Origin of the sequence: Siphonobacter curvatus (assembly GCF_002943425.1) — a bacterium.
Lineage (GTDB): Bacteria > Bacteroidota > Bacteroidia > Cytophagales > Spirosomataceae > Siphonobacter > Siphonobacter curvatus.
The window spans coordinates 3,592,619-3,605,675 of sequence record NZ_PTRA01000001.1 but is presented as its reverse complement, the minus strand read 5'-3'; the positions used below and the strand labels follow the sequence as shown (position 1 = coordinate 3,605,675).

Annotated in this window: 14 protein-coding genes; 6 read left to right on the top strand and 8 right to left on the bottom strand. The window is 48.8% G+C overall.

From position 1 onward, the window contains the following. Nucleotides 1–4: 4 nt before the first annotated feature. From C5O19_RS14900 to C5O19_RS14885, 5 genes are all read right to left on the bottom strand, one after another. A complete protein-coding gene (locus C5O19_RS14900) occupies nt 5–796 on the bottom strand; it encodes a cbb3-type cytochrome c oxidase N-terminal domain-containing protein (RefSeq protein ID WP_104713554.1) in 792 nt (263 codons plus the stop codon). A gap of 133 nt (nt 797–929) precedes the next feature. After that, nucleotides 930–1,088, bottom strand: a complete 159-nt coding sequence (locus C5O19_RS26045; RefSeq protein ID WP_165796030.1) for a hypothetical protein — start codon at nt 1,086–1,088, stop codon at nt 930–932. A gap of 125 nt (nt 1,089–1,213) precedes the next feature. Then, a complete protein-coding gene (gene ccoN, locus C5O19_RS14895) occupies nt 1,214–3,373 on the bottom strand; it encodes a cytochrome-c oxidase, cbb3-type subunit I (RefSeq protein ID WP_104713551.1) in 2,160 nt (719 codons plus the stop codon). 25 nt (nt 3,374–3,398) lie between these two features. Then, nucleotides 3,399–3,542 carry a cbb3-type cytochrome oxidase assembly protein CcoS gene (gene ccoS / locus C5O19_RS14890; RefSeq protein ID WP_094816634.1) on the bottom strand — a complete coding sequence of 48 codons (144 nt, stop codon included), beginning with the start codon at nt 3,540–3,542 and terminating at the stop codon, nt 3,399–3,401. A 106-nt stretch (nt 3,543–3,648) separates the two neighbouring features. Then, complete coding sequence (locus tag C5O19_RS14885) at nt 3,649–4,062, bottom strand: group III truncated hemoglobin (protein ID WP_094816730.1); 414 nt, start codon at nt 4,060–4,062, stop codon at nt 3,649–3,651. Nucleotides 4,063–4,118: 56 nt separating this feature from the next. On the opposite strand from C5O19_RS14885, the gene C5O19_RS14880 reads away from it, so the two are divergent. From C5O19_RS14880 to C5O19_RS14870, 3 genes are all read left to right on the top strand, one after another. After that, a complete protein-coding gene (locus C5O19_RS14880) occupies nt 4,119–4,337 on the top strand; it encodes a hypothetical protein (protein WP_104713549.1) in 219 nt (72 codons plus the stop codon). 225 nt (nt 4,338–4,562) lie between these two features. Next, entirely contained in the window at nt 4,563–5,048 is a 486-nt protein-coding gene (locus C5O19_RS14875) for an ankyrin repeat domain-containing protein (protein WP_104713547.1), read from the top strand. A gap of 17 nt (nt 5,049–5,065) precedes the next feature. Then, nucleotides 5,066–6,673: a catalase gene (locus C5O19_RS14870; protein WP_104713545.1), complete on the top strand. Its 1,608-nt coding sequence runs from the start codon at nt 5,066–5,068 to the stop codon at nt 6,671–6,673. A 113-nt stretch (nt 6,674–6,786) separates the two neighbouring features. Here C5O19_RS14870 and C5O19_RS14865 read toward each other — a convergent pair whose 3' ends face one another. Both C5O19_RS14865 and C5O19_RS14860 read right to left on the bottom strand, forming a co-directional pair. Continuing rightward, nucleotides 6,787–7,533, bottom strand: coding sequence for an acyl-CoA desaturase (locus tag C5O19_RS14865; RefSeq protein WP_104713543.1), 747 nt, complete (start codon nt 7,531–7,533; stop codon nt 6,787–6,789). Nucleotides 7,534–7,789: 256 nt separating this feature from the next. After that, on the bottom strand, nt 7,790–10,285 hold the full coding sequence (locus C5O19_RS14860) for a heavy metal translocating P-type ATPase (protein WP_243406387.1): 2,496 nt from the start codon (nt 10,283–10,285) through the stop codon (nt 7,790–7,792). 132 nt (nt 10,286–10,417) lie between these two features. On the opposite strand from C5O19_RS14860, the gene C5O19_RS14855 reads away from it, so the two are divergent. Next, nucleotides 10,418–11,125, top strand: a complete 708-nt coding sequence (locus C5O19_RS14855; protein ID WP_165796029.1) for a Crp/Fnr family transcriptional regulator — start codon at nt 10,418–10,420, stop codon at nt 11,123–11,125. A 130-nt stretch (nt 11,126–11,255) separates the two neighbouring features. Next, a complete protein-coding gene (locus tag C5O19_RS14850; RefSeq protein ID WP_104713538.1) occupies nt 11,256–11,624 on the top strand; it encodes a cyclic nucleotide-binding domain-containing protein in 369 nt (122 codons plus the stop codon). Nucleotides 11,625–11,836: 212 nt separating this feature from the next. On the opposite strand, the gene ung is transcribed toward C5O19_RS14850, so the two are convergent. Then, entirely contained in the window at nt 11,837–12,502 is a 666-nt protein-coding gene (ung, locus tag C5O19_RS14845; protein WP_104713536.1) for a uracil-DNA glycosylase, read from the bottom strand. Nucleotides 12,503–12,668: 166 nt separating this feature from the next. Here ung and apaG point away from each other — a divergent pair, with 166 nt between their 5' ends. Continuing rightward, nucleotides 12,669–13,055: a Co2+/Mg2+ efflux protein ApaG gene (gene apaG, locus C5O19_RS14840; protein ID WP_104713533.1), complete on the top strand. Its 387-nt coding sequence runs from the start codon at nt 12,669–12,671 to the stop codon at nt 13,053–13,055. Nucleotides 13,056–13,057: the final 2 nt, after the last annotated feature.

Here is a 13,057-nt window from a genome sequence, read left to right as displayed (position 1 = left end):
AACTTTAGCGTTTGGCAACGTCAGGAGCCGTCTTTACTTCCTCTCCCTGAGGCTCTTTGGCTCCGGCCGGTTTAGTACCCTGTAAGGAAAAAATATAGCTGGATACCTGTTGAATCTGAATGGGGTTCAACTGTTTTTTCCAGGAAAGCATACCCTTGTCGGGAACACCTTCGGCAATAGTTTTGAATACGGCGTTGATCGTACCACCGTGCAACCAGTAGTTATCCGTCAGGTTCGGACCTACCTTTCCTTCTCCCGCCGCTCCGTGACAGGCCGTACAATTCTGATCGAAGATTTTCTTACCCGCTTCGATTGCTTTTTCATCGCGTAGGATCGTCACGTTCGACTCGTTAACCGAATTGGCAAATTTTTTCAGGTATTCTTCGTGGGCTTTCTCGGCAACGGCCATCTCGGCGGTATACTCCTGATTCATCACATCACCGGGGCCAAGCACGTGGTAGTAGAGCATGTAGCCGATGGCACAAACGATGGTACCGTAGAACAGAGCCATAAACCATCCCGGCGTTGGGTTATCCAATTCCTGAATGCCGTCGGGAGCGTGTTCGAGCATTAGCTGGTCATTCATGGCCGTAGGACGAAGCCCCATGATCCGGTGCCAGAGACTGCTGTATTGATAGGGCTCGTCGACTTCTTTTTTAGACGAATCAGGGAAAGCCTGTTTAACGGTCAAATACAAATGAAGCGTCGTGACCATCAGAGCCAACGCTCCTAAGATCAGGCAGCAGAGAACCACAATCAGGAAAAGATCCTCGCCGGTTTTTATCTCAAAGTTCATGAAAGTAGGGATTAAAAGACAGTTTACAGTTCACCGTTTTCAGTTGATGAGGTTAGTTCAAACGGGTACGACGAAACCAGCCCTAGGTTTACGAAACTGAAAACGGTAAACCGACAACTGTAAACTGAGAAGCTTATTTCTCCAAAGGCATTTTGCTCATTTCCTGAAGGTGATTTTTATCCGTCAGTAACGCGAACAAACTCACCGTGACAAAGAAGGCAACGAAAATCAGAAGCGAGGAAATCATGTAGAAATCGGCTCCCTGAAGTTGGGTAACAAGGTTGCGAAACATGGTTGGTTTGATTGTTAGTTTTAGTTGGAGGTTGTTCGTTGTTGGTAGGGATGGCGGTCCCCGGTAATGGTTTGTTGATGAAGTGTTGAACTACGAACCAGCAACAAACAACCTCCAACCAAGGTCTATTTAGCGGCCTGAGCGTTTTTAATATCCGTACCGAGTCGTTGCAGGTACGCAATCAGGGCAATAATTTCTTTGTCGGACTGAATCTTGATTCCCTCGGCTTTCAGGCGGGTGGTAATGGCTTCGGCCTGTTGTTGGGCATTCGCCTGAGCGTCGCTGATGGCGTAATCATCGTAGGGAACGCCCAGCGATTGCATCGTTTTCAGCTTCGCTTCCAGCTGACTGTTATCCAGCTTCTGGGTCAGTAACCAGGGGTACGGCGGCATGATGGAACCGGGAGACATAGTCGTCGGATCATTCATGTGGTGATAGTGCCAGGAGTCGGGATACTTGAATCCTTCGCGGTGTAAATCCGGACCCGTACGCTTCGATCCCCATAAGAACGGGTGGTCATATACGAACTCACCCGCTTTCGAGTATTCTCCGTATCGCTCCGTTTCCGAGCGGAAGGGCCGTACCATCTGACTGTGGCAGTTATTACAGCCTTCACGGATGTACAAATCCCGACCCTGCAATTCCAGCGGTGTATAGGGTTGTACCGCAGCAATGGTTTCTACGTTCGATTCAACCGTAAATGTTGGGATGATTTCCAGTACCGTACCAATCAGAATCACGATCAGCGAGCCGGCCAGCAGTTGCATGGGGCGACGTTCGAGGACGCGGTGCCAGTAGGTGTCACCACCCGTAGCTACGTACTCAGGGGTAAGAGCCGGAGCTTCAGCCGCTTCATTGGCCTGGAAGCTACCTTGGGCCATCGTTTTGAAGAGGTTGAACGCCATCAGGATGGCACCGCCCAGGTAAATCACACCACCCGCGGCCCGCATCATGTGCATAGGCAACAGTTGAAGCGTCGTTTCCAAGAAAGCGGGATATTTCAGCGTGCCTTCGGGTGTAAACTCTTTCCACATCATGCCCTGCGTAAAGCCGGAAATGTACATCGGTACGGCGTAGAACAGGATGCCGAGCGTACCCAGCCAGAAGTGAATATTCACCATGCGTTTCGAATACAATTCCGTTTTCCAGAGTTTAGGAACAATGTAGTACAGAATGGCAAACGTCAGGAAGCCGTTCCAGCCCAGAGCCCCCACGTGTACGTGAGCCACGATCCAGTCGGTGAAGTGACCAATGGCGTTTACGTTTTTGAGTGAAAGCAGCGGACCTTCGAAGGTCGCCATCCCGTAGGCCGTAATACCGACCACCATGAATTTCAGACGGGCATCTTCCCGAACCTGATCCCAGGCTCCACGTAGGGTAAGCAAACCGTTGATCATCCCACCCCAGGACGGAGCAATCAGCATAATGGAGAACGCCGTACCCAGCGACTGAGCCCAGTCAGGCAAACTCGTATACAGCAAGTGGTGCGGGCCGGCCCAGATATAGATGAAAATCAGCGACCAGAAGTGAAGAATGGAAAGCTTATAACTGTAAACCGGACGATTCGCCATCTTCGGCAGAAAGTAGTACATCATGCCCAGATACGGCGTCGTTAGGAAGAATGCTACGGCATTGTGTCCGTACCACCATTGTACCAGTGCATCCTGAACCCCCGCGTACATGGAGTAGCTTTTGAGAAAGCTAACGGGCATTTCAAACGAGTTGATAATGTGCAGAACGGCTACCGTAACGAACGTGGCGATGTAAAACCAGATCCCTACGTAGAGGTGACGTTCGCGGCGTTTGATGATCGTACCAAACATGTTGATACCGAATACCACCCAAATAAGCGTAATGGCAATATCGATGGGCCATTCCAGCTCGGCGTATTCCTTGGAAGTCGTAAAACCCAGGGGAAGGGTCAGTACGGCGGATACGATGATGAGTTGCCAGCCCCAGAAGTGAATCCAGCTCAGGGTATCGGAAAACATACGGGCCTTGAGCAGTCGCTGAAGCGAATAGTATACCCCCATAAAAATGGCATTACCCACAAAAGCGAAGATGACGGCATTCGTGTGCAGGGGCCGGATTCGTCCGAAGGTAGTGTACTGATTGTCCAGGTTCATGCCGGGATGAAACAGTTGCGTGGCGGCAATTACGCCTACCAGCATACCGATCAGTCCCCACACAATAGTCGCAATCGAAAAGGCCTTAACCACCCGGTTGTCGTACGCAAAGCGTTCGAGCGTCGTCGGAGGGGCAGGGGAAGCAGCGTGGGAAATCATGGGTGATAAGGGATGTTAGGGGAATTCATTTCTCGTCGTCGAGCAGCACTCGCATGCCCGGCGTGTACATGTCATCATTTTGTCCGGACTTCATCGCCCAGAAGAAGGCTCCTAGAAAACCCAGAGCTAGCAAGAGGCTAATGCCGATGAGAATGAAAATGATATTCATAAACCTTTGATTTTCAGTTCCAAAGGTCTGAATAATGGGAAGGGATAGAAATGACAAAAATCACCCTTTGGGGTGATTTTCGAAGGAGGAAGGGAAATCGCCGGGCTTAGCGTTCCATATACGAGTCGTTATTGAGGTACTCCAATTTGGAGTTCCAGACCAGAGCAATCTGCGTCGCCCGCTCGCGGGCCTGCTCGGCCATGGGGCCTTCAAAGTTTTCCGAAAGTGTTTGCGTAAACAGTTGTAACCAGCGTTCGAAGTGCTCAATCGTTAGCGTATGTTTCTGATTGACAATCAAATGTGGACGGAACGGATGGCCGTGGTAGGTGTTATTGCCCAGCAGCAAATTTTCCCAGAACGCGTACATCTTCGGCATATGCTTCGACCAGTCTACCTGGGCAACCTCTGTGAAAATAGGAGCTAGCAGAGAATCCTGCTGTACTTTCTCGTAGAATGAATCCACTAGATGCCGAACGGCTTCGGGGCTATCAAGGAATATCTTTTTTGTGGGGGAGTCCATCGAAGGGTGCTTAAAAGAGATGAGCATCAAATCAACACTGTTAAATCAACTTAGCCATGAAAAACGTTCGTTTCCCAATATTTTTTGCAACCCTGTACTTACTGGTTTATACGGTCGGGGCTAACATGGGTTGGCTTTCCACGCCCGTAGTCGCCACGCTCTGGTTGCTGTCTCCCGTAGTCGTGGGCTGGATGGCGTACCGAATTTTAAAATACGGCGTTCCGAGCGGTCATACCTTTGATGAGCAATTTTACGAAGATTATAAACCTAACTAATTAACTGATAAACAAAGCTGATCAAGTTTTATGAATGGCACGATTATTGATTTACTCTCTACTCCTTTCAAGAATGAAAAGAGGAATAAAAGGTCGTTTGCCTAGGCAATACTTGTAGCTTAAAGCTTTGCGGGTTACAGGGCCATTTTTGTTCTCAAATTTCTATCTTGGCAGGATCTAAACGATTAGATTACCCTCTATTTAACCGATCCCGACGAGTAAGCTATGGACATTTTTGAAGCCGCCCGGCAAAACAACCTCGAAGCCCTGGAGCAAGAACTGGAAACGTTGCACCCTGACGTAGTCGATGCCCGCGGCAGTACGCCATTGATTATTGCGGGGTATTACAACCATCCGGAAGCGGTCCGGCTCTTACTCGAAGCGCAGGCGAATCCGGATGCTCAGGATGCCATGGGCAATACGCCCTTGATGGGAGCTTGTTTTAAAGGGTACACTGAAATAGCCCAATTACTGCTTGAGCACGGAGCAGCGGTAGATACCACTAATGGGAATGGAGCTACGGCTCTGACGTTTGCGGCAACATTCAATCATAAACCATTAGTCGAATTACTGTTACAACACGGGGCCGATCCCTTACGAAAAGACCGTTTCGGGAAAAACCCGATTGATTATGCCATGGTCCAGGAAAATGCTGAAAGCTACGAAATCCTGGTGGCTGCCTTACAAGCCCAGAAATCCTCTAATTCATAACCAAATATCAGTTACCTATGAGCAATGAAAACGGTACGAATCAGAATGGCCATAGTCATGGCACTGATTCAGACAAAACGCTAACGACTCGTCAGGGTCATCCTGTCACCAACAATCAGAGTATCCGTACGGTAGGAAATCGTGGACCGGCCACGATGGAAAACTACCACTTCCTGGAAAAAATCTCCCACTTTGACCGCGAACGCATTCCCGAACGCGTGGTGCACGCGCGCGGAGCCGGAGCCCATGGCGTATTCGAAGCGTATGGTAGAGTAGGGGACGAGCCCATTTCCAAGTATACCCGAGCGAAGCTATTTCAACAAAAAGGAAAACAAACCCCCGTATTCGTCCGATTCTCTTCGGTCATTCACGGTGGTCATTCGCCTGAAACGCTGCGGGATCCCCGCGGTTTTGCCGTCAAGTTTTATACCGAAGATGGTAACTGGGACCTGGTCGGAAATAACCTGAAAGTGTTCTTCATTCGGGATGCCATGAAATTTCCCGACCTCGTACATGCTTTCAAACCCGATCCCGTAACAAACCGTCAGGACGGCGAACGCATTTTTGATTTCATCAGCGGTACGCCCGAGGCGATGCATATGATTACATTCCTATTCTCGCCCTACGGCATTCCGGCTAATTACCGGCAAATGCAGGGGTCGGGCGTGAATACCTACAAGTGGGTGAATGCCGAAGGCGAAGCCGTACTCGTCAAATACCACTGGGAACCCCTGCAGGGAATTAAAAACCTTACGCAAACTCAAGCGGAAGAAGTTCAGGGTAAAAACTTTAATCACGCGACCCAGGATTTGTTCGACGCCATTGAGGACGGGAATTATCCCGAATGGGAATTGCTCGTGCAAATCATGAGTGACGATGATCATCCGGAACTTGATTTCGACCCGCTGGATGATACTAAAATCTGGCCGCAGGATCAGTTTCCCTGGTTGCCCGTCGGTAAAATGACGCTGAACCGTAACCCGGAAAATTACTTCGCCGAAGTAGAACAGTCGGCCTTTGGTACCGGAGTACTGGTAGACGGCCTCGACTTTTCCGATGACAAGATGCTTCAAGGCCGTACCTTCTCGTACTCGGATACGCAACGGTACCGCATCGGTAGCAACTACCTGCAACTGCCCATCAATGCTCCTAAAACACACGTGGCTACGAATCAGCGGGATGGACAAATGGCCTATCACGTGGACGTACCCGAAGGTGGAAATCCGCACGTAAACTATGAGCCTTCGGTGATGAATGGTCTACAGGAAGCTCCTAAAGCCGGTAAGGATTACGAACCTTATTACGCTGCGAAACTGGTACGGCAGAAAATTGACCGTCAGAACAACTTCGCTCAGGCGGGCGAACGCTACCGGACCTTTGAGGACTGGGAACGCGACGATCTGATCACCAATCTGGTTAATACGCTGGCTCCGGCCAAGAAGGAAATCCAGGACCGGATGATTGATCTGTTCACGCAATGCGATTCGGAGTACGGTCAACGCGTAGCCGACGGTCTGAAAGCTGCCGCTAGTATGAATATTCAGAAAGGTCCGATTGGCAGTACTTCTTCAAAAGATGCTGTCAAACAGGCTCAAGAAGAAAGTCACGAGTCGAAGCCGTATTAATCGGATCGAATCAATTGCTATGAGTTCCGACCCAGAATCGAGTTTACGAATCTTGTCAGAAAGATTCGTAAACTCGATTTGTTTTTTAACAGCCTGCAAGTCAAATCCTGGGTCTACATATAATTCAAATCATTGTTCTTCTTCAGCTTCAGAATTCCTAAGCTATTGAACAGCAGAATAAACGGATACGTCGGATCGAATTCAAACCAGCGTACACCAAAATTCGCCCGTCCACCCAGCTTGTGGTGATTGTTGTGGTACGATTCGCCCATCATCAGAAAGTCAAAAGGCAATAGGTTCTTCGCCGTATCATTCACTTTGAAATTTGTATACCCGTATTTGTGAGCAAACCAGTTGATAATTACGCCGTGTACCGGTCCCATCAGATAGTGGATTGGTAACAGTAAATACATCCAGGGGCTAGTCGCGTAATGTATGTAAAATAGCGTATACGCCGTACCCCAGCCGATACGCGAGAGCCAGTTATCGCCAATCTTCTCCATAAAGCCCCAGTACGGAACGTTCTTGAAGTACTTCGGATCTACGTTTTCTTTATGCTTCAAAATGCGGTTGTAGATATTCTTGGTCTTCCACATCATATCGAAGGCGTTGTCCGAAAAGCTGGGCGAATGCGGATCATTCTCGGTATCGGCAAAAGCGTGGTGGAGTCGGTGCATGACCCCGTACGCGTACGGACTCAGGAAACTCGAACCCTGCGTAACCCAGGTGAAAAAGTAGAAAAATCGCTCCCAACCCTTCGACATCGTAAACATCTGGTGAGCCGCGTAACGATGCAAGAAAAACGTTTGTGAAAACAGGGAAAGATACCAGTGAGCCAGAAAGAAAATCAGAATGTACATGGAAAGGTGTTGTAGTGTGAAAGTATTTAATGGGGTAGGGTTGGGTTTGAGCGGGTTTCAGGAGGTTTGAAGGAGTGTTAAGTTTGAGCGGGTTTAAGGTTTAAGTTAGTTTGGGGTTAGAATCCTTGAAAAGCCATCTCCTGAAGCTTTGAAGACGTAGAAACTCCTAAGCCTTATCGATTTAGCCTGTCAAATGCTTCCAGAGACAGTCAACCTACGTTAAACCTTTATCCAACTTCAAAACCACGATCCAATCTCAAACCCTCGCTAATTCCCGCCGCCTTGCCCAGTGCATGCCCGTAATGGCAATGAAAAGCATGGAGGCTGAGCTGACGGGCATGAGAATGGCTGCTACAATTGGAGCCAGATTACCCGTGAGTCCGTAGCTTAAGCCGATGAAATTATAGACCAGTGAAATCAGGAAGCTGAACTGGATGACTTTCAGGCCCGTACGACTGAATTTGAGGAAGTGTCCTACGTTTTTCAATTGAGACGCCTCCAAAATGGCATCGCTGGCCGGACTGAAATGCAGCGTATTATCCGTCAGGGCAATCCCCACATCAGCCTGTTTCAGAGCTCCGGCATCGTTGAGCCCGTCGCCCAACATCATGACCTTTTTACCCTGTTGCTGAAGTGTTTGGATGAACGCTAGTTTGTCTTCGGGTTTCATCCGGAAGGCCATGTGATCACTGGGAAACCAGCGACTGAGCGTACGCTTCTCCGTATCAGAATCGCCGGAAAGAACGTACAGTTCGTAGGAATGAGCCAGCTGCGTTAGCGTTTCATCAAGACCATCGCGGTACTGGTGCACGAGTTGGAAAGCCCCTTTCATCTGCCCATCAATACTGAAAAAGCTAGCGGAACCTTCCCGGTCTAAAGCACCTACCCAGGCCGCGGAGCCAAATTTCAATACGTGCGTATCGACGACGCCGGAAAGCCCCATTCCGGTTACGGCTTCGAATCCTGTAACGGGTTTTCGTGTTGATTGCTGGAGATATTCCAGCAGTTTTACACTAATCGGGTGCGTGGAATGCTCAACCAGCGAAGCCAGAGCCACGCGTTCTGCTGCTGTGAGCGGTTCGCCCTGATACTGGATCGGACTGACTTCGGTCGTACTCAGCGTACCCGTTTTGTCAAAAACCAGCGTATCGCACTGAGCGATGTGCTCAATGACTTCGGCGTTTTTCAGATACAGCTTTTTCTGGCCGAGCATCCGCATACCGTGACCCAGCGCAAAGGGGTACGAAAGAGCCAGGGCACAGGGACAGGCAATGATGAGTACCGCCGTAAAAGCGTTGAGGATTTTGGAAGGATCGTACACGTACCAGTACAGGGCCGTCAGCGTAGCCAGCGTGAGTACGCTAATGGTGAAGTATTTACCGACCTGATCCGCAAAGGATTTCAGCCGACTTTCCTGACCTTTGGCAAAAGCCGTGTGATTCCAAAGCTGGGTTAGATAACTTTGGGAAACGTCTTTCAGTACTTCCAGCTCCACGGAATCGCCCAGTTGTCGTCCACCCGCGTAGATTAGTTCCCCCACCGTTCTGGATTCGGGAGCGGCTTCTCCCGTCACAAAACTGTAATCAATCAGGCCCGTTCCCCGGTACAGCAAACTATCGGCAGGAATAAGCTCGCCGTGCCGAATCCGGATGCGATCGCCCCGACGAAGTTGCTGAACGGGAATGCTTTCCGTCTCAGCCGTCAGAAAATTTTTAATCCGCGTAACGGCCAACGGGAAGTACGATTTGTAATCCCGTTCGAAGGAAAGGAAGGCGTAACTTTTCTGTTGGAACCATTGTCCGGCCAATAAAAAGAACGTCAGGCCCGTTAGCGAATCGAAGTAGCCGTTCTGTTGCAGAAAAAGCACTTCGTAGACACTCCGTCCCCAGGCGACGAGAATACCCAGCAGAATTGGGAAATCCAGGTTGAGCCGCCCGGCCCGCAGACTTTTGTAGACCGATTCAAAGTACCCACCACCGGAATAAAAGACGACTGGTAACGACAGAATCAGGCTAAGCCAGCCAAAAAGTACTTTATATGAATCATCTTCCAGCCCTAGGTACTCCGGAAAACTAAAGAGCATAATGTTCCCCGCACAAAATCCTGCAACACCAATACGCGTGAGCAGATTACGATACGTAGGATTCTGCTGCTCTTTGACAACATCCTGTAAACTAATCAGTGGTTCGTAACCTACCGAGGCCAGCAGTTCGGCTAGCTCCCGCAGTGAAATCGGACTTTCGCCCGTTTTTCGGTACAGAATGCTAACCTGTTTTTTCATAAAATCGACCCGGCTGGTTAGTACCGCCGGATGCAGACGTGGCAGGTGTTCGAGTAGATACAGGCAGGAAGAACAGTGAATGGCCGGTAGGTAAAACGTTACTTTTGCCTGCGTATCATTCTGGAAATCAAGTAAGGAATCACTGATTTCGGCGTGATCCAGAAATTCGAATCGAGCCAGGCTGGGCGAGGTGCCGATCCCACTTTTTCCCAGCGAATAGTATCCGCATAATTCATGATCGGCTAGTAGTTCGTAAACGGTCTTGCAGCCTTCACAGCAAAACGTTTTATCGTCTAGGTGGAGGGCGTCTTCTGCACAGTCATTGCCACAATGGTAGCAATGCGTAGGGGCCGCAATGGATAGGGAAGCAGTGGAGCTGTTCATGGCAAGTAAATCAGGCAAGACATGGGAAAGCCGGATGACAACGGCGGATGTTACGCTCGTTGCAGCCCCAAAAGTCCGCTTTTCCATTTCCTTTTTCCATGATTGGAATTAAGTCCGGAAACTGATTTTTATCATTTTTCTAACTGATGTGACCTTGCAACTTTGTCAAGCCAACCGGTAGTGATACCCTATATGTTTTGGCATTTAAACAAGATCCTGATGAAATCGCAAGCTGCTCCTGAGTGCCAACGTTGTGCTTTTCGTGAACATTCGCTGTTCAAAAATTGTCAGCATGACGAATTGCTGGAGATGAATGAGAATAAGTGCTTTCACACCTATAAGAAAGGGCAGGTTATTTTTCACGAAGGCAATCGCCCGTTCGGTCTGTTTTGTGTATTCGACGGAAAAGTAAAAATCAGCCGACTGAATTCGGAGGGTAAGGAGCAGATCATTCGCCTGGCCAAGTCGGGTGATACACTGGGCTACCGTTCATTGATCGAAAACACCAAGTACACGGCCTCGGCGGTAGCTCTGGACGATACGCAGGCCTGTTTTTTGCCCGCTACGGACTTTAATTCTCTGATCGATTCGAATGTGAAAGTGGCCAATGATCTGATGAAAATGCTGGCGAAAGCCCTGGGGGAGTCGCAGGAACGGATGATTCACATGGCGATGAAGCCCGTACGCGAACGTCTGGCCGAAGCACTCTTACTACTCAAAGCGACGTATCATAAAACCGAGCTAGCGGATCTATTCAGTATTGCCATTTCCCGGGAGGATCTGGCGGCGATTGTGGGTACGGCCAAGGAAACGGTGATCCGCTTTTTGTCTGAATTCAAGGAGGAAGGAATCGTAAGTTCACACGGTAGTACCATTACGATTTTAAAGCCCGATCGTCTGTTGAAAATCAGTCAGTTGTACGATTAGGAGTGCGAAAGCCACTAAATCACATCACTGAAACCACTGATTTTTATCATTTCAAACGAGGCTGATTTCCAGCAACTTCGCCTTACCATTGAGCTTAACTTCCCGGTTGGGAAAAGCCAGACGAAGAACCATGCTACTAGATACGGAGAAATTATTACTGGCTCGGGGTACGGAGTTGTACGCCCACAAAGGCGAATATCTGTACCGGAAAGAACAGCTTGCTGAGTTTGTTTTTTATCTCAAGGACGGATCGGTCGAAATTTTACCCGAAAATGGGAAAGAAAACCATCGCCTCCAGAGCCGCTGTTTTTTAGGATTACACGAAGCTTTGCTGAATGTGGAGCATCAGGCTTCCGTAAAGGTGAATGACGAATCCATTTTGCTGGTGTTTGACAAACAGGAAATCGAGCACTTTATGGAGGAACATCGGATGGCCCGTCGCTACTTCATGATCAAGCTATGCGATCAGATGGATTTACTACAGAAGAGCTATGAATAAAAAGCTTTGCGAAAGAAGGAGCGGCGTCCCGCACAGTAAAGATAGGTAGCGTTAAATCGATCCAAACCCTTCACACCAAACGTTGATACAGCCTAAAAAACGTATCGGTTGATAGGCGTGATAAGCGGATACCCACATGAATAAAGCCCGCTCGTACCAGCGTACCAGCGGGCCCAGTAAAAGCCTAAGAAAGCAACGTATTAATCCCCACCTTACCAATCAATTTCCGGTAATCCCTTACTATGAAGGTAGGTATTGGTTTGGCTGAAATGTTTGCAGCCAAACCAGCCTCCATAGTTGGCCGACATCGGCGAAGGGTGTTTCGCTTTCAGAATTAAATGTTTATCGGGCGAAATAACGGCTCCTTTTTTCTGAGCATAAGCTCCCCAAAGTAGAAATACCAGATTTTCTTTTTCTTCGGATAAAATCCGGATAACCGCATCGGTGAAAGTTTCCCAGCCTTTGCCCTGGTGCGAACCTGCCTGTCCTTCACGTACGGTGAGGGTCGAGTTGAGCAGCAATACGCCCTGATCGGCCCAGCGGGTGAGATCACCGGACTTGGGTATGGGCTTGCCTAAATCGTCTTTGATTTCCTTGAATATATTAACTAGCGAAGGCGGAGTCCGAATTCCTTCATTAACGGAAAACGCCATCCCATTCGCCTGATTAGGGCCGTGGTAAGGGTCCTGACCCAAAATGACCACTTTAGTATCCTCGAACGAACAATGATTAAACGCGTTAAACATCAGCTTGCCCGGTGGATAAACCCGTTGGGTGGCATACTCATTTTTGATAAAGGATACTAAGTCACCGAAATACGGTTTTTCGAATTCCGGTTGTAAATACGGTTTCCACGATTCGGCAATTTGAACGTTCATACGGCAGTTAATTAGAGAAGTCGAAGCCAGGATATTCCACGCATGAGCAAGAATACCCCGGGATTAAAAAATATAAAAATCAATTCCAGGATTTGCCCCGTATCTTGCTGACGGTTAATTTCGATTTGATTAGCTTTTAGCAGTTTCGTCAAACAAGGACACGATTATGGTAACGGCCATCACGGAAGGCATCAAAGTTAGTGTGATTACGGAATTCATTTCCGATCATTCCAATGCTTCCCTGCAGCATTTTGTATTTACGTATCGCGTGCGTATCGAAAACCAGTCGGATCATACGATTCGGTTGCGTCGCCGCCATTGGTTCATTTACGACTCCAATGGCGTAACCCGCGAAGTAGAAGGGGAGGGCGTTATTGGCCAGCAACCTATACTCGAACCCGGCCAGGTGCACGAGTACGTATCCGGTAGTAACCTGCAAACCACCATGGGCAAAATGGCGGGTAGTTACTTGATGGAACGAATGTACGATGGTCGCGAGTTTCTGGTTCAGATTCCAGAGTTCTTGCTGATTGTACCCTACAAGCTCAACTAATC